The sequence below is a fragment of the Embleya sp. NPDC127516 genome (assembly GCF_044765325.1).
In the GTDB taxonomy this organism is placed as follows: domain Bacteria; phylum Actinomycetota; class Actinomycetes; order Streptomycetales; family Streptomycetaceae; genus Embleya.
In genome coordinates this window covers 306,997-322,605 of the sequence record NZ_JBIWJT010000008.1, presented here as the reverse complement: position 1 = coordinate 322,605, position 15,609 = coordinate 306,997, and the positions used below count along the sequence as shown (strand labels likewise).

12 protein-coding genes are annotated in these 15,609 nt (G+C 71.0%); 5 read left to right on the top strand and 7 right to left on the bottom strand.

The features are described 5' to 3' along the window. The first annotated feature begins 128 nt into the window (after nucleotides 1-128). The 3 genes from ACIRL2_RS18220 to ACIRL2_RS18210 are packed head-to-tail and all read left to right on the top strand — an operon-like array spanning nucleotide 129 to nucleotide 3,444. A complete protein-coding gene (locus ACIRL2_RS18220) occupies nucleotides 129-398 on the top strand; it encodes a hypothetical protein (RefSeq protein WP_395863589.1) in 270 nt (89 codons plus the stop codon). Then, complete coding sequence (locus tag ACIRL2_RS18215; RefSeq protein WP_395863591.1) at nucleotides 391-1,008, top strand: DUF6879 family protein; 618 nt, start codon at nucleotides 391-393, stop codon at nucleotides 1,006-1,008. Before ACIRL2_RS18220 ends, ACIRL2_RS18215 begins: the two co-directional genes overlap by 8 nt. A gap of 12 nt (nucleotides 1,009-1,020) precedes the next feature. Next, nucleotides 1,021-3,444, top strand: coding sequence for an ATP-binding protein (locus tag ACIRL2_RS18210; protein WP_402233201.1), 2,424 nt, complete (start codon nucleotides 1,021-1,023; stop codon nucleotides 3,442-3,444). A 4-nt stretch (nucleotides 3,445-3,448) separates the two neighbouring features. On the opposite strand, the gene ACIRL2_RS18205 is transcribed toward ACIRL2_RS18210, so the two are convergent. The 6 genes from ACIRL2_RS18205 to ACIRL2_RS18180 form a co-directional block, all read right to left on the bottom strand. After that, complete coding sequence (locus ACIRL2_RS18205; protein ID WP_402233198.1) at nucleotides 3,449-4,198, bottom strand: methionyl-tRNA formyltransferase; 750 nt, start codon at nucleotides 4,196-4,198, stop codon at nucleotides 3,449-3,451. A gap of 535 nt (nucleotides 4,199-4,733) precedes the next feature. Then, a complete protein-coding gene (locus ACIRL2_RS18200) occupies nucleotides 4,734-5,855 on the bottom strand; it encodes an XdhC family protein (RefSeq protein ID WP_402233195.1) in 1,122 nt (373 codons plus the stop codon). A gap of 37 nt (nucleotides 5,856-5,892) precedes the next feature. Continuing rightward, complete coding sequence (locus ACIRL2_RS18195; RefSeq protein WP_402233313.1) at nucleotides 5,893-7,281, bottom strand: NCS2 family permease; 1,389 nt, start codon at nucleotides 7,279-7,281, stop codon at nucleotides 5,893-5,895. 364 nt (nucleotides 7,282-7,645) lie between these two features. Beyond that, nucleotides 7,646-10,012 carry a xanthine dehydrogenase subunit D gene (pucD, locus tag ACIRL2_RS18190; protein WP_395863598.1) on the bottom strand — a complete coding sequence of 789 codons (2,367 nt, stop codon included), beginning with the start codon at nucleotides 10,010-10,012 and terminating at the stop codon, nucleotides 7,646-7,648. Between the two features lie 3 nt (nucleotides 10,013-10,015). Beyond that, nucleotides 10,016-10,516: a (2Fe-2S)-binding protein gene (locus ACIRL2_RS18185; RefSeq protein ID WP_402233192.1), complete on the bottom strand. Its 501-nt coding sequence runs from the start codon at nucleotides 10,514-10,516 to the stop codon at nucleotides 10,016-10,018. Then, the gene (locus tag ACIRL2_RS18180) at nucleotides 10,513-11,397 is read right to left on the bottom strand and encodes an FAD binding domain-containing protein (protein WP_402233190.1); all 885 of its coding nucleotides are present in this window, start codon (nucleotides 11,395-11,397) and stop codon (nucleotides 10,513-10,515) included. The genes ACIRL2_RS18185 and ACIRL2_RS18180 overlap by 4 nt, the downstream gene beginning before the upstream one ends. Nucleotides 11,398-11,668: 271 nt before the next feature. Between ACIRL2_RS18180 and ACIRL2_RS18175 the strand changes: the two genes are divergently transcribed. Next, the gene (locus tag ACIRL2_RS18175; protein ID WP_395863604.1) at nucleotides 11,669-13,288 is read left to right on the top strand and encodes a helix-turn-helix domain-containing protein; all 1,620 of its coding nucleotides are present in this window, start codon (nucleotides 11,669-11,671) and stop codon (nucleotides 13,286-13,288) included. 132 nt (nucleotides 13,289-13,420) lie between these two features. Here the strand turns inward: ACIRL2_RS18175 and ACIRL2_RS18170 are convergent, their stop codons facing one another. After that, on the bottom strand, nucleotides 13,421-14,206 hold the full coding sequence (locus ACIRL2_RS18170) for an SDR family NAD(P)-dependent oxidoreductase (protein ID WP_402233187.1): 786 nt from the start codon (nucleotides 14,204-14,206) through the stop codon (nucleotides 13,421-13,423). A 157-nt stretch (nucleotides 14,207-14,363) separates the two neighbouring features. Between ACIRL2_RS18170 and ACIRL2_RS18165 the strand changes: the two genes are divergently transcribed. Further along, nucleotides 14,364-15,608 (top strand): Tm-1-like ATP-binding domain-containing protein, encoded by a 1,245-nt coding sequence (locus tag ACIRL2_RS18165; protein ID WP_395863608.1) that lies wholly within the window; start codon nucleotides 14,364-14,366, stop codon nucleotides 15,606-15,608. The last annotated feature ends 1 nt before the right edge of the window (nucleotide 15,609 follow it).

The window sequence follows — 15,609 nt, the reverse complement described above, 5'->3', positions numbered from 1 at the left end:
GATCAAGGCACCGATAAACGGTGATCATTTCATCCGATCGGTTGCCGGTATGCCCATATGCGTTGTCCGGTCGGTGCGGGCGCGCCTACACTGGGTGATCAATGGCGAGTTCGAGACTTGGGGGAGTCATGAATCGACCTTGGGAAGCCGATCCGTCCGCCGCGCTGTCACGGAGACTGGGCAAATCGGCCGCGGAACTGGGGCAGAGCGAGGGGCGTGAGGGCTGTCCTGATATCTGGGAGTTGGACAACGGTGACATTGCGATCATCGGTCGCGATCTGACCGACGCCTACCTGCCGCTATTGCCCGCTGGTGTGACCGTCGCTTCCGACGAACGCATGGTGATCATTCCGCGCATCATGCTCGTCGCCGCCAAGAAGGATATTCCGGATGCCTGATCCCGACCTCTTCGACGAGGCTTCGGGCGAGTTCCTCGCACTTGCGGACTACCGGGACGACTTCGCGGCTCGCGAGGCCGCGGGCCGGGGCCAGGCGTCCTGGAAGCTGGAGCGACGGCAGGTCTTCAGGGAGCCCGGCAACGAGAGCTGGGAGGCGTTCGCGCGCGGGGACTGGAGCGAGGCGCTGCGGCTCGCGGAGCAGCGCCGTGGTTCCCTCGCCGAATATCAGGCCACGGTCGACGCACAACGGAACACGTTGTATCGGGTGCGTGTGGTGGAGGAGCCGATCGCGCCCTATCTGCAATGGGAGCTCAATCTTCTCCGGGTTCGCGCCGAGGTCGGCGAGAATATCAGGATCATCGGGCCCGAGAAAATTGCCGACCGTGAAAGAATCGCCGCGCTGCCCGAATTGATCACCCTCGGTTCGCATACGCTCTATAAAATCGTCTACACCGACGAAGGCGTGCTCGACGGCGGTATTCGAATTACCGATCCGGAAAGTGTCGCCAAGGTCACCGAATTGGCCGAGGAGCTTTACCGGGGCGGCGAGGAGATCGATAGCTTCTTCGAGCGCCGGGTAGCCCACCTGCCGCCGCCGAAACTCGAATAGGAGCCGATCAGGATGCCCACTCCCGCCGGCGGAAGCGAATTCGGGTCGGCGGATCCGTCGGGCGCCGCGCCCGGGTCGACGCATTCCGAATTGTCCGGGGCCGCGGGCAACGTCGTCCAGGCACGTGAGGTCTCCGGCGGGGTGCACTTCCATCAGGACGGTGCGCCCCGACGCCCGGTGCCTCGCCAGCTTCCGGGCGACGTGCGCGGATTCGTCAATCGAACCCGGGACCTCGAACGCCTGGACGAGATCACCGCCGCCGATTGCACGGAACCGGGCGTCACGGCCCTCGCGGTCATCGCCGGCACCGCCGGGGTGGGCAAGACGTCGCTGGCCCTGCGGTGGGCGCATCGCGAACAGCATCGATTTCCCGATGGTCAGTTGTACGTCAACCTCAGGGGCTACGACCCGGGCAAGCCGGTGACGCCGCAACACGCGCTCGACTGTTTCCTGGAAGCGCTCGACGTACCGCCGAGGGCGATCCCCCGGAAGTTGCCCGACAAGGCTGCCGCCTATCGGTCCCTGCTGGCCGGGCGGCGCATCCTGGTGGTGCTGGACAACGCCGCGGGCGTGTCCCAGGTACGCCCGTTGTTGCCCGGCTCGGGTGGCTGTCAGGTGCTCGTGACGAGCCGGAGTCGGCTGTCCGGGCTTGCCGCCCGGGAGGGTGCGCGCCGGATCACCCTGGACGTGCTGTCCGAGGACGAGGCGGTGCGACTGGTGCGTGAGGTCACCGCGGGACAGCGCCCGGACGACGAACCGGCCGCGCTGGCCGAACTGGCCCGGCTGTGCGCCCACCTGCCGTTGGCACTGCGGATTGCCGCCGAGCGCGCGTCGGCCCGTCCCTGGATGCGGCTCACCGACCTGATCCGCGATCTGCGCGACGAGTCGGTGTTGTGGGACGCGCTGACGGTGGACGACGGCGAGGAGGCGGACGCCGTACGCACGGTCTTCGCGTGGTCGTACCGCGCGTTGCCGCCCGAGGAGGCTCGGCTGTTCCGACTCCTCGGCCTGCACCCGGGGCCCGATTTCGGGGCGGGCGTCGCGGCGACGCTTGCCGGGGTGACCCTCGCGCGGGCACGGACCCTGCTCGACGTGCTCATCGGTGCCCACCTCATCGAGCAACACGAGGCGGACCGCTACCACTTCCACGACCTCCTGCGGACCTACGCCAGGGACCAGGCCTGCCACGAGGAGGCCCCGGAGCTGCGGAACGGTCTGCTTCGTCGGGTCCTGAACTGGTACGGGCATACCGCGGACGCGGCGCAGACCTGGATCAATCCACACGAGCCGCATGTCGAACTCGACGCGCCGGAAGAGGGCGTCGTACCGCTGGTCTTCTCCGGTCACGACGAGGCGGTCGCGTGGTACGAGGCCGAGCGCGCCGGCCTGCCGGCGATAATCCTCGCGGCGGTCGACGCGGGACTCGATCGGCCGGCATGGCAATTGGCGGTGGTACTGCGGGCCATTCACATGCGCCTGCAACCCTTCGACGAATGGATCGCGATCGCCGACGCCGGCCTGGTGGCGGCTCGACGCTCGGGGGATCGTGCGGCCGAGGCGGAAGTTCTGGAAAGCCTGGGGATGGCGTACGCACAGCGAGGGCAGGCGGTCGAGGCGGCCGACTTCCACCGGAATTGCCTGACGATCCGTCAGGAATTGCTGGACCCGCGGGGAGTGGCGTTCGCGCTGAACAATCTCGCCGTACTCGGGTTGCGCACTCTCGATTCGGCGGCGGCGCTGTTGTGGGCTCGGCGCGCGGCCGAGGCATTCGAGGCGATCGGCGAGTGGCATTGGGCCCGGATCTCCCGGGTGAATCTCGCCGAAGCATATTGCGAGGCCGAAGAGTTCGGCTCCGCCGTCGCGCTCGTGAGCGAGGTGCTGCCGGAGTTGCGGGAGCCGGCTTCGGCCGGTCATCGAGGCAACGCGCTGAATGTGTTGAGTACGGCGCGGCTCGGGCTCGGCGATGCCGAGTCCGCACGCGCGGCGGCCGCGGCGGCCGTGGAAGTCGCCACGAGCCGGCACAACCGGGTCTGGGAGGGCCATTGGTTGTGCACCCTCGGCCGTGCCCAGCAGGCCTGCGGCGACATCGACGAGGCGCTGGCCTCCTATCGGCGCTCGGCCGCCCTCCAGCACGGCCTCGGTGACCGTGTGCGTGAGGCGAGGGCCTGGCATCTGACCGGTGTCGCGTATCAGGCGCTGGGCCGGCATCGCGAGGCCGTCGACTTCCACCTGACGGCTGCGGCGGTCTTTCGCGAACTCGACGACGGGCGGCGCCTCGCGGTCGTCCTGGCAGATCTCGCCGAGGCCCGGTCGTGCTCGGGAGAGCACGACGCGGGTGCGGCGGCCCGGCGTGAGGCGGTGGGGATTCTGGCCCGCTATGACGACGTGCGGGCATCGCGACTGAGGGAGCGACAGGCGCGGATCCTCGGCGACTGAGCCGTTACGTCGCGATCTCCTCGCTCTCCACGATCCACAGCGGACCGTCCCCACACTCCACCCGGACGGCCCCGGACACCGGAGTCGGGGAGGTGCGGTGTACGAGCAGGCGGCGACCTGCCACGGTGGCGATCGCGGCGCGGTCGACGAAGAAATGGAACATTCGTACGTCGTTGTGGATGTCGCGGGCGGGGCGGGACCAGTCCACGAGCCGATCCTCCTCGGGAACCCACCCGGCGGTGGTGGCCGCCGTGTCGTCCTGGGGTGTGCCGGGGGCGCGGGCCGCCACCAGGGCCAGGGCCTCGGGGAGCAGACGTTCGATCGTCGCGTCGATCTCGGCGAACAGGGCGTCCGGGTCGATGTCGTCGGCGAGTTCGATGCCGCCGGCGCGGGCCAGGACGGGACCGGTGTCGAAGTCCTCGGTCATTCGGTGGATGGTGACGCCGGTCGTGGCGTCTCCCGCTCGAATGGCCCAGTGGATGGGGCACGGACCCCGGTGTCGAGGCAGCAGCGAGGAGTGGATGTTGATCGCGCCCAGGCGCGGGAGGCGCAACGCGCTCGCCGGGACGCGCCACGGGAAGCCGTGTACCAGGATCAGGTCGAGGTCGGCGCCGGCCAGTAACCGGGTCAACCCGGCGCCGTCGCGGGGCAGCGCGAGATCCACGTCGGCGGGCAGGCGTTCGACGATCTCCGCGACCTCGGCCGGGGTACGGGGGTCGGCGGCGCGACGGGGGCGTAGCGAGCGGGCGCGCACGTAGGTGACGGGGTGGTGGCCGGCGGCGGCGCAGATCGCGTGTAGTCGGGCGAAGCTCGCGGCGGAATGGGATGCGATTGCGACGCGGAGCGGCGGGGGTGTTGCGGGTGCGGGGGGTGTTGGGGCTGGTCGGGCTGGTGGGGGCGCGGTCATGGGGCTCCTGACGGAAGGGTGGACGGCCGGGCAACGGTCGTGTTGGCCTGGCTGGTTCCACTATTCCGAGAGTTGCGTGGCTCGCGCGGGCAACAGCGGAATTGGGGGCCTCATTCGCCGGCGGGCTGTTGGGTTGCTTGGTTGGCCTCAAGCGCCGGCCGGGCTGTTGGGGTGCCTGGTGGGGGTGATGGGTGGCCTCAAGCGCCGGCCGGGCTGGAGGGTGCCTGGTCGGGTTGATGGTTGGCCTCAAGCGGCGGCCGGGCTGTTGGGGTGCCTGGTCGGGTTGGGAGGTGGCCTCGAGTTTCGGCCGGGCTGGGAGGTGTCGGCTGGGGGGTGTCGGTTGGGTTGGAGGGGTGTCGGTTGGGTCGGCCGGGGGTGGGGGTCAGGCGGCCTTGGAGTGGATGGGGCCTGTGGCTGTGCGTAGGGGGAGGCCGGTGGCGGCGTGGTGGGTGGCTATCACCTCGGCGAAGATCGACAGGGCTGTCTCCTCCGGGGTTCGGGCGCCCAGGTCCAGGCCGATGGGGGAGTGGAGGGCGGCCAACTCCCTTTCGGTGAGCGTGGTTTCGCGGAGGCGGGTGAGGCGGGCCTCGTGGGTGCGGCGGGAGCCCATCGCGCCGACGTAGGCCAGGTCCAGGCGCAGCGCGAGGTCGAGGAGGGGGATGTCGAACTTCGGGTCGTGGGTGAGCACCGTGACCACCGTGCGTCGGTCCAGGGACGGCGCGATCGAGGCCAGGTGGCGGTGCGGCCAGTCCACGACGACCTCGTCCGCCTCCGGGAAGCGCCGCCGCGTCGCGAACACCTCGCGGGCGTCGCACACCGTCACGTGGTAGCCGAGCAGCTTGCCCATCCGGGCCACCGCCGCCGCGAAGTCGATCGCGCCGTAGACCAGGAGACGGGGCGGCGGGGTGCGGCTCTCGACGAAGACGGTGATGTCGTCCGGGCCCGCCTCCGGGCACGGGCGGCCGTCCGGACGCAGCGTCGACAAGCCGGTGCGGCCCGCGTTCAGCATGGCCCGGGCCGTGTCGATCACCGACGCGTCCAGCGCGGGATCGGCGCCGTACGTACCGATCACCTCCGCGTCGGCGATCACCGTGATCACCGCGCCGAGCAGCTCGGCCGGCCCGGCCACGACCTGGGCCGCGGCGACCGGGATGTCCCGCTCGGCCGCGGCCAACGCCGCCTCCACGGCGGCGTCGCCGCCGGGTCGAACGAACACGTCCAGCACTCCGCCGCAGGTGAGCCCCACGGCGAAGGCGTCCTCGTCGCTGTAGCCGAAGCGCTGGAGCACCGGGGTCCCGCTGTCCAGCGCCTCGCGGCACAGCTCGTACACCGCACCCTCCACGCACCCGCCCGAGACGCTGCCGACCACCGTGCCGTCGGCGGCCACCGCGAGCGCCGCACCCGGGGGGCGGGGCGCGCTCCCGCTGACGCCGACCACGGTGGCCAGGGCGTATGGCGTTCCCGCACGTCGCCATGCCGCGATTTCGGTCCCGAGGTCGAGCATCGACGTCTCCTGGGTTGTGGGTGGCGCGGTCGGTGCGTCAGCTGACGCCCAACCACTCCTTGATCGGATGCAGGGCGAAGAACACGAGGAACGCCAGGGTGAGGACCCACATCAGCGGGCCGATGTCGCGGAACTTGCCCTGGGCGGCCTTGATCAGGGTGTAGACGATCACGCCGGCGCCGACGCCCGCGGTGATCGAGTACGTGAACGGCATCAGCACGATGGTCAGGAACGCCGGGATCGCCGCCGCCTTGTCGTCCCAGTCGATGTGCTTGACCTGGGTGATCATCATCGAGCCGATCACCACGAGGGCCGCGGCCGCGACCTGGTCCGGGACCACGCCGGCGATCGGTGTGAAGAACAACATCAGGCCGAAGATGCCGCCGGTGACCACGCTGGACAGACCCGTGCGCGCGCCGTCGCCGACGCCGGTGGCCGACTCGATGAACACCGTCTGACCGGACGAGCTGGTCACGCCACCGATGACGCCCCCCGCGCCGTCGATGGCCAGCGCCTTGGACAGGCCGGGCATCCGACCCTTGTCGTCCACGAGCTTGGCCTCGTTGCCGATCCCGATGATGGTCGCCATCGCGTCGAAGAAGCCCGCGAACACCAGGGTGAACACCAGGACGGAGGCGGTGATCCCGCCCGCCTCGGCGAAGCCGCCGAACACGCTCACGTCACCGAACAGCCCGAAGTCGGGCGCGTCGACCACCTTGTCCGGCAGGTTCGGGACGCCACCGCCCCAGGTCTTGTCGGATATGTCGACGACCGCGTTGACCACCATCGCCAGCAGCGTGCCGAACACCAGGCCGATCAGGATCGCGCCGCGGATGTTGCGGGCCATCAGCAGGAAGATGCTGATCACCGTGACCGCGAAGATCAGTACCGGCCAGCCGGCCAGCTCCCCGGCCGGGCCGAGCGTGACCGGCGGTCCGCCCGGCGCGGCGTTCTCGGTGACCACGCCGGCCTTGTTCAGGCCGATCATCGCGATGAACAGCCCGATGCCGATGGTGATCGCGTGCTTGAGCGCCATCGGGATGGCGTTCATGATCCGCTCGCGCAGACCCGAGACGACCATCAACATGATGATCAGGCCGTAGATGACGCACAGGCCCATCGCCTGCGGCCAGGTCATCTCGGCGGCCACCTGACTGCCCACCACGCCGGCCACCGACAGACCCGCGGCGAGCGCGAGCGGCACGTTGCCGATCAGGCCCATCGCGACCGTGGTGATGAACGCCGCCAGCGCGGTCATCGTGGTGATCTGCGCGGGGTCGAGTTGATGCCCCTTGACGTCCTTGCCACCGAGCAGAATCGGGTTGAGCAGCAGGATGTACGCCATCGCCATGAACGTGGTGAGGCCGCCGCGCAGTTCGCGGCCCACCGAGCTGCCGCGCGCGCTGATCCTGAAGTACTTGTCCAATGCGCCCGAGCCGCCCGAGCCGCCCGAGCCGCCCGAGCCGGTCGGGGGCGACGGGTCGCCGGTGAGGGTCGTCCCGGATCCGTGTGGCGGATGCGGGGGATTTTCGCCGGGTTCCGTCGGAACCGAGGTCTGAGCCACTTCCCACTCCCAAGTGTCTTAGGTGTTGTTGGGGTGGAGCCGGTCGCCGCGTCGGGGCTGCCCGACCGCTTCGGGCAGGCGAATGCGACGACTTTTCTGCGTGGGGGCGCGTCCGTTCGACGACACGGCGATCGGCCGTGCGGAGTCGGGCCGGTCCGGCCCCGGGGAGGCGTCTGCGCCGCCGCCGGGGCCGTACTACGGTCTTGAAACCAGAACTGACGGTGTCTCAGGTCCCGGTGAGATGTTCCGGCCGAACCGGTACCCGGTTCAGCGCGAGGCCGGTCGCCGCGCGGATCGCCGCGACGATCGCCGGTGTCGAGGAGAGGGTGGGCGCCTCGCCGGCCCCGCGCAGCCCGTACGGCGCGTTGGGGTCGGCCAGTTCGAGCACGTCCACCGGCATCGGCGGGGTGTCGAGAATGGTGGGGATCAGGTAGTCCGTGAACGAGGGGTTTTGGACCTTGCCGTCCCTGACGATGATCTCCTCCATCACCGCCAGGCCCAATCCCTGGGTGCTGCCGCCGTGGATCTGGCCGACCACGGCGAGCGGGTTGATCGCCTTGCCGACGTCCTGCGCCGCGGCCAGCTCGATCACCTTGACCAGACCCAGTTCCACGTCCACGTCCACCACCGCGCGGTGCGCGCAGAAGGTGTACTGGACGTGCCCGAAGCCCTGCCCGGTGACCTTGTCGAACGCCTCGGTCGGCCGGTGGTGGAACACGGTGGTCTCGTCCACCGGCTCGTCGCCGAGCAGTTCGGCCAGGTCGGCGACGACCTCGCCGGCGGCGTTGACCACCTTGCCGCCGGACAGCCGCAGGCCCGCCGTGGACGCGGGCGCCCAGCCGTGCCGAGCCCGACCGCGGGCGAGCACCGCGGCGCGCACCGTCTCGGCTGCCAGCTTGACCGCGCCGCCGGTCATGTACGTCTGTCGGGACGCGGACGTCGAACCCGCCGAGCCCACCCGGGTGTCCGCCGGCGCGATGGTCACCTGGTCCACGCCCAGCTCGGTACGCACGATCTGCGCGTGCACGGTGACCCCGCCCTGGCCGACCTCGGCCATCGCGGTGTGCACCAGCGCGACCGGCGCGCCGTTGATCACCTCCAACCGGACCCGGGCCGTCGAGTAGTCGTCGAAGCCCTCGGAGAAGCCGACGTTCTTGATGCCGACCGCGTAGCCGACCCCGCGCACCACGCCCTCGCCGTGCGTGGTGTTGGACAGTCCGCCGGGCAGCTCGCGTACATCCGGGCCGTCGGCCGTGCGCCAGTTCTCCACCTCGGGCAGCGGCATCTCCTTGACCCGCCGGAGCAGATCGGCGACCGGCGCGGGGGCGTCCACGGTCTGCCCGGTGGGCAGCACCGAGCCCTGCTCCATCGCATTCAACCGGCGCAACTCGACTGGATCCAGGCCCAGTTCCTCGGCCAGTCGGTCCATCTGCGTCTCGTAGCCGAAGCACATCTGCACCGCGCCGAAACCGCGCATCGCGCCACACGGCGGATTGTTGGTGTACACCGCCGTCGAGTCGACCACCGCGTTGGGGATCACGTACGGCCCGATGCCCAGCGAGGCCGCGTTGCCGACCACGGCGGGTGAGGCGGACGCGTAGGCGCCGCCGTCCAGGACGATCTCGGCCTTGACGAAGACCAGCCTGCCGTCCCGGGTGGCGCCGTGCTCGAACACCATCGTCGCGGGATGGCGGTGCACGTGGCCGAAGAAGGACTCCTCGCGGTTGTACACGATCTTGACCGGCTTGCCGGTGTGCTGCGCGAGCAGGCACGCGTGCACCTGCATCGAGATGTCCTCGCGCCCGCCGAACGCGCCGCCGACGCCGGCCAGGGTGAGCCTGACCTTCTCCGGCGGCAGGCCCAGCACCGGGCACATCTGCTGCTGGTCCACGTGCAGCCACTGGGTGGCGATGTACAGGTCGATGCCACCGTCCTCGGCGGGCACCGCGAGACCGGACTCCGGGCCCAGGAACGCCTGGTCCTGCATGCCGACCTCGTACTCGCCGCGCACGATCACGTCCGCGAGCGCGCGCACCTCGGCCGAATCGCCGTCGCCGTGGTGGATGTGCTGGCTGTGCACGATGTTGCCGAAGGCGTGCGCCTTGTAGTCGGCCGGTGCGTGAACATAGCCGAACCGTTCCGGATCCAACGCCTCGACCGGGCCGATCGAGGGCAGCACGTCGTACTCGACCACGATCTTGGCGACCGCGCGGCGCGCGGTCTCGGGGTGGTCGGCCGCGACGATCACGATCGGCTCGCCGTGGAAGCGCACCTCGTCGATCGCCAGCACGGGCTGGTCCTGGATCTCCAGGCCGTAGTACTTGGCGCCGGGGATGTCCTCGTGCGTGAGCACCGCGTACACACCCGGCTGGGCGAGTGCGCCGGACACGTCCACCGACAGGATCCGGGCCCGGGCGTGCGGACTGCGCAGGGCCGTGCCCCACAACATGTCCTCGTGCCACAGGTCCGAGGAGTAGGCGAAGTCGCCCTTGACCTTGAGGATGCCGTCCGGGCGCAGCGGCGAGGCGCCGATGCCGTCCCGGCCGTGTGCGGTCACGTCCTGGAGGTTCTTCGGCTTGGTCAGACCGGCCATGGCTCAGCCCTCCGCTACGGTCGAGGCCGCGTCGCGGGCGTCGGCCTTGCGGGCGGCGGCGAGGCGGACCGCGTCCATGATCTTCTCGTAGCCCGTACAGCGGCACAGGTTGCCCGAGAGCGCCTCGCGGATCTCCGCGTCGGAGGGGTGGTGCGCCCGGTTCAGCAGGTCGTGCGTCTGGACCAGCAACCCCGGCGTACAGAACCCGCACTGCACGGCGCCCGCGTCCACGAACGCCTGCTGGACCGGGTCCAGGGTGTCGCCGTCGGCCAGGCCCTCGACGGTGCCGACCTCGCGGTCCTGCACCTGGCCGGCCGCGACCAGACACGAACAGACCGGGTCGCCGTCGAGATAGACCGTGCAGGAGCCGCATTCGCCCTGTTCGCACGCGTTCTTCGAGCCGGGCAGGCCGACCCGTTCGCGCAGCACGTACAGCAGGCTCTCGCCCTCCCATACGTCGTCCGCCTCGGTCGGGCGGCCGTTCACGGTGAATGTGACCTTCATGCGGCGGCCCTCCCGGTGGTGCGGTGGTCGTTCCAGGTCCAGATCAGCGTGCGCCGGGCCATCACGGCCAGCGCGTGTCGCCGGTACGCGGCCGAACCGCGCACGTCGTCGATCGGCGCCGCGGCCTGCGCGACCAGTTCGCCGAAGCGCTTGGCGGTGGCCACGGGCAGCTCGGCGCCGGAGGCCCACAGGCCGGTGTCCTCGAGCTCGGCGCGGATGAACGCCTCGGCCTCGGTCGCCCGCCGCGGGGTGGGTGCGGCCGAGCCGATCCCGGTGCGCACGTCGCGGGCCCGCGGATGCAGCGCGACCGCGAACGAGCAGACCGCGATCACCATCGCGTTGCGGGTGCCGATCTTGGCGAACTGCTGCGGCCCGGTCGCGGACGGGATGTGGATCGCCCGGATCAGTTCGTCCGGCTCCAGCGCGTTGCGCTTTACCCCGAGATAGAAGTCGTCGATCGGGATCAGCCGGGTGCCGCGCACCGAGGCCGCCTCGACGGTCGCCCCGGACGCGAGCAGCGGCGGGTGCGCGTCTCCCGCGGGCGAGGCGCCACCGAGGTTGCCGCCGACCGAGCCCCGGTTGCGGATCTGTGGTGACCCGACCGTGCGCGCGCCCAGCGACAGGCCCGGAAGCCGGTCGTGCAGCGAGTCGATGATCTTCGCGTACGGCACGGAGGCGCCGAGACGCACGGTGTCGTCCTTCTCGATCTGCCAGGTGTGCAGCTCGTGGATACGGTTGAGATCCAACAGGGCTTCCGGACGATGTCGATCGAAGTTCAGTTCGACCATCACGTCGGTGCCACCGGCGATCGGGACCGCGGACGGGTGCTGCGCCTTGACGGCGAGCGCCTCCTCCCACGTCGCGGGCCGCAGGAATTCCATGACGGGTGTCTCCTTCTGCCTTGCGTATGGCCCTACCGTCCTTGTACCCGTCGCGGGGGGCGCTTCGCTTCGGGTGGTGTGGATCGGAGGGTGCGCACCAGTACACCGAGACGAGGGTCACTGTGAGTACCCACCAAAGACATGACCCAGGCGTGTCAAGCGGGCGTTGTTCCCGTACTTTTCTCCAAGTGTTCGTCCGCTCGTCGAACCGGTATGACGGATCCGCCGCGTGTGCCGAGGCCACGCAGGCTCGATCGAGAGGGGGCCGTCGATGCGATTGCGCGCGCTTCTCGGCGACGGAACAGCCGGTACCGGCATACCCGGGATCCGGCTGTTGGTGGGGCAAGGGGAGCTGGACCGGGCGGTGCGGGCCGTGATGACCACCGACCTGCACGACCCCAGCCGGTACCTGACGGCCGGGGCCCTGGTGCTGACCGGTATGGGCTGGCGCTCGGGTCCGGAGGACTCGGAGCGCTTCGTCCGGGTGCTGACCGGGGGCGGGGCCACCGCGCTGGCCGCCGGGCAGGCCGAGATCGGCGACATCCCGGCGGATCTGGTGCTGGCCTGCGAGCGGCACCACCTGCCGTTGTTCGCGGTCGAGGAGGAGCTCTCCTTCGCGCATCTGACCGAGTTCGTGATCCGCCGGATCTCCGCCGAACGGGCCGGCGACCTGACCGCGGTGGTCGACCGGCACCGGCGCCTGGTTCAGGCCGCCGCCGGCGGCGCGGGGCTGGACGGGGTGCTCGGGCTGATCGCGGCCGATATCGACATCCACTGCTGGGTGCTCTCGCTGACCGGGCGCCAGGCCGCCGCCGGCGGGCCGGACCTGGCGCCGGGGTTGCGGGTCAAGATGGCCCGCGCGCACTTCGCCGCCCGCGAGCGCAAGGCCAGGGTGCCGTTCCGCTATCGCGTGGACGGGCGCTCGTTCTCGCTGCTTCCGGTGCCCGAGGCGGGCGGCTCGGCCGACCTGGACGCGTGGGGCGACTGGTTCCTCGCGGTCGAGGACGACGTCACCGACTGGCCGGACCGCCACCAGACGCTGCTGGGCGAGTTGGTCCGGCTGGTGTCGGTGGGTCGGGATCGGGTCGAGGATCAGCGTCGGCGCACCCGACGGTTGTCCGAGGACGTGCTCAACCTGCTCGCGGCCGGTGCCGATCCGGTCGAGGTGGCCGCGCGGCTGCGTGCCGCCGAACCGGACGAATCCGGCGAGACCTGCTGGCAGTTCGCCACCGCCACCATCCCCGACCTGCCCTCACGCGACGCGCAGCGGCTGGCCCGGGTGCTGCTGGAGGAGGCGTTGGCGGATCAACCGAGCGCCGCCCTGGTGTCGGCGACCGGGCCGGGCGCGGTGGCGCTGATCCCCGGCGAGCCTCCGCAGGACCAGGAGGGCGGCGAACCCGACCCCACCACGCGGCTGCTGCGCGAGCGGCTGGCCGCGCTGGAGGGGCCCATCGCGAGCGGCGTACGCGTGCACATCGGGGTGAGCGCGCGGGTGGCCCGCGCCGACGGGCTGCGCGGCGCGCTGGAGGAGGCCTGGCACGCGGGCCGGATCGCGGCCACCAGGTCCGGCCGGGTCGAGGTGGTCGGGCATGCCGAACTCGCGTCGCACGTCGCGCTGTTGGCCGCGGTGCCGGAGGACGTGCGGCGGGCGTTCCGCGGGCGCCTGCTGGAGCCGCTGCGCGCGTACGACGCGAGCCATCAGGCCGATCTGGTCGGCACGTTGGAGGTGTTCCTGGACTGCGACGGGTCCTGGACGCGGTGCGCGGCGCGGCTGCACGTACACGTGAACACGCTGCGCTATCGGATCGGCCGGATCGAGGAGTTGACCGGGCGTCAGTTGGCCCGGCTGGAGGACAAGGTGGACTTCTTCCTGGCGCTCAAGCTGCGCTGAGCGGGTCCGGGACGCCGCCGCGTGCCGGCGGTGGGCCGCGGAGAAGCGCGCGGCGCGCCCTCGACCGGCCGCGACGCGCTCTCGACCGGCCCGCGCCGGGCCGACCGCGCGGCCGGTGTGCGCCGTGGTGGGTCAGCCGAAGGACACGCCCGACGTGACCGGGGTGACCGTGCCGGTGATCGCCTTGGCCCCGGGTGAGGACAGGAACGCGACCGCGTCCGCGATGTCCTCGGGCAGGGTGATCCGGCGCAGCGCCGACGACTTGGTCATCTCGGCGCGCACCTCGGCCTCGGGTACCTGTCGGCGGGCCGCGATGTCGGCGATGTACGCGGCCAGCTTGGCGTTCTCGGTGTAGCCCGCGACCACCACGTTCACCCGCACGCCGTCCGGCCCGACCTCCTTGGCCAGCACGCCGGAGGCGACCTCCATCGCGGCCTTGGTCGCCGCGTACGCGCCCAGGTTCACCAGCTTCGCGCGCGGCGCCTCCGAGCTGATCTGCACGATCGAGCCCCCGCCGACCGCGCGCATGTACGGCAGCGCGGCGCGCGAGACGGCCAGTACGCCCAGCACGTTGATCTCGAACGCCCGCCGGAACTCCGCCGGATCCAGGTCCTCCAGCCGCCCCGAGGGGTTGTAGGTGGCGACGTTGACCACCACGTCGACCCGGCCCAACTCCCGGGCCGCGGTGTCCACCAGCGCCCGGCACCCGGCCTGGTCGGCCAGATCGGTGGGTATCGCGAGCACCCGACGGCCGGTCAGCCCGCCGATCTCCTCGGCGAGTCGGCGCAGCGGCTCGGGTCGGCGCGCGGCCAGCGCCAGATCCGCGCCGTCCCGGGCCAGGGCGATCGCGCAGGCGCGCCCGATGCCGTCGCCTGCTCCCGCGACGATTGCGACCCGTGCGTCCGGTTCCTCCGCCATCGATACCTCCGTGACGTGCCAAAACTTCGTAACTCGCCACCCGTCCTACCGCACGGTGCTTTCAATCGCCATGATCATCCGGTTGGGTTACTGTGCGCGGCCGTTTGCCGCCGAAGAGTCAACCCGGCCAGCCGTACCGACACCACCGGAGGCACCGATGCCCACCGTCGTACTGATCGGAACGCTCGACACCAAGGGATCCGAATACGCGTGGCTGGCCTACCGGCTGCGGGCTCGGGGAGCCGAGGTGGTCCTGATGAACGTGGGTGTGCTGGGCGAGTCGCTCGCCCAGGCCGACGTGCAGGCATCGGACGTCGCGGCGGCGGCCGGCACCGATCTGGCCGACCTGCGCACCCGCGCGGACCGGGGCGCGGCCACCGCCGCGATGGCCGAGGGCGCCGCGTCCATCCTGCGTGAGTTGTTCGACCAGGGCCGGGTGGACGGTGTGCTCGCGATGGGCGGCTCGGGCGGGTCGGCGATCGCCTCCTACGCGATGCGCGCGCTGCCGGTCGGTGTACCCAAGCTGCTGGTCTCCACGATGGCCGCGGGCGACGTGTCGCCCTACGTCGGCGCGGTGGACGTCACGATGATGTACAGCGTCGTGGACATCGCCGGGATAAACCGGCTCTCCGAGCGGATCCTGGGCAACGCGGCGGACGCGATCGCGGGCATGGCGGGCGGCTACGCCGAGGATCGCGCGGCGGTGGCGGGGGTGAGCGGCGAGGGCCGTCCGCTGGTCGCCGCGTCGATGTTCGGGGTGACCACGCCGGCCGTGGACGCCGCGCGCGAGCGGCTCACCGAGCTGGGCTACGAGGTGCTGGTCTTCCACGCCACGGGCGCCGGCGGCACCTCGATGGAGAACCTGGCCGAGGCGGGCTTCCTGGCCGGGATCCTCGACCTGACCACCACCGAGCTGGCCGACGACCTGGTGGGCGGGGTGCTGAGCGCGGGCCCCGAACGGCTGACCGCGGCCGGGCGGATGGGGCTGCCGCAGGTGGTCAGCGTGGGTGCGCTGGACATGGTCAACTTCGGCCCGCGCGACACCGTGCCCGAGCGGTTCGAGGAGCGGAAGCTGTACGTGCACAACCCGACGGTGACGCTGATGCGCACCACGCCGGCGGAGAACGCCGAGCTGGGTCGGCGGATCGCCGCGAAACTGATCGCCGCGACCGGTCCCACCGCCCTCTACCTGCCACTGCGCGGGGTCTCGGCGATCGACGTCGAGGGCGCGCCCTTCTACGATTCCGTCGCCGACAAGGCGCTGTTCGACGAGTTGCGGTCCGGACTCGCGGGCAGTGCCGTCGAGTTGCACGAGGCGGCGACGGACATCAACGATCCGGCGTTCGCCACGGCGGCGGCGGATCGACTGCACGAGATGATCACGAAGGGACGTGTGGACTGAG

Bases quoted from the DNA above. Each gene is read 5' to 3' on its own strand.
- ACIRL2_RS18220 (WP_395863589.1), top strand. From the start codon at position 129: ATGAATCGACCTTGGGAAGCCGATCCGTCCGCCGCGCTGTCACGGAGA.
- ACIRL2_RS18215 (WP_395863591.1), top strand. From the start codon at position 391: ATGCCTGATCCCGACCTCTTCGACGAGGCTTCGGGCGAGTTCCTCGCA.
- ACIRL2_RS18210 (WP_402233201.1), top strand. From the start codon at position 1,021: ATGCCCACTCCCGCCGGCGGAAGCGAATTCGGGTCGGCGGATCCGTCG.
- ACIRL2_RS18200 (WP_402233195.1), bottom strand. From the start codon at position 5,855: ATGCTCGACCTCGGGACCGAAATCGCGGCATGGCGACGTGCGGGAACG.
- pucD (WP_395863598.1), bottom strand. From the start codon at position 10,012: ATGGCCGGTCTGACCAAGCCGAAGAACCTCCAGGACGTGACCGCACAC.
- ACIRL2_RS18185 (WP_402233192.1), bottom strand. From the start codon at position 10,516: ATGAAGGTCACATTCACCGTGAACGGCCGCCCGACCGAGGCGGACGAC.
- ACIRL2_RS18180 (WP_402233190.1), bottom strand. From the start codon at position 11,397: ATGGAATTCCTGCGGCCCGCGACGTGGGAGGAGGCGCTCGCCGTCAAG.
- ACIRL2_RS18175 (WP_395863604.1), top strand. From the start codon at position 11,669: ATGCGATTGCGCGCGCTTCTCGGCGACGGAACAGCCGGTACCGGCATA.
- ACIRL2_RS18170 (WP_402233187.1), bottom strand. From the start codon at position 14,206: ATGGCGGAGGAACCGGACGCACGGGTCGCAATCGTCGCGGGAGCAGGC.
- ACIRL2_RS18165 (WP_395863608.1), top strand. From the start codon at position 14,364: ATGCCCACCGTCGTACTGATCGGAACGCTCGACACCAAGGGATCCGAA.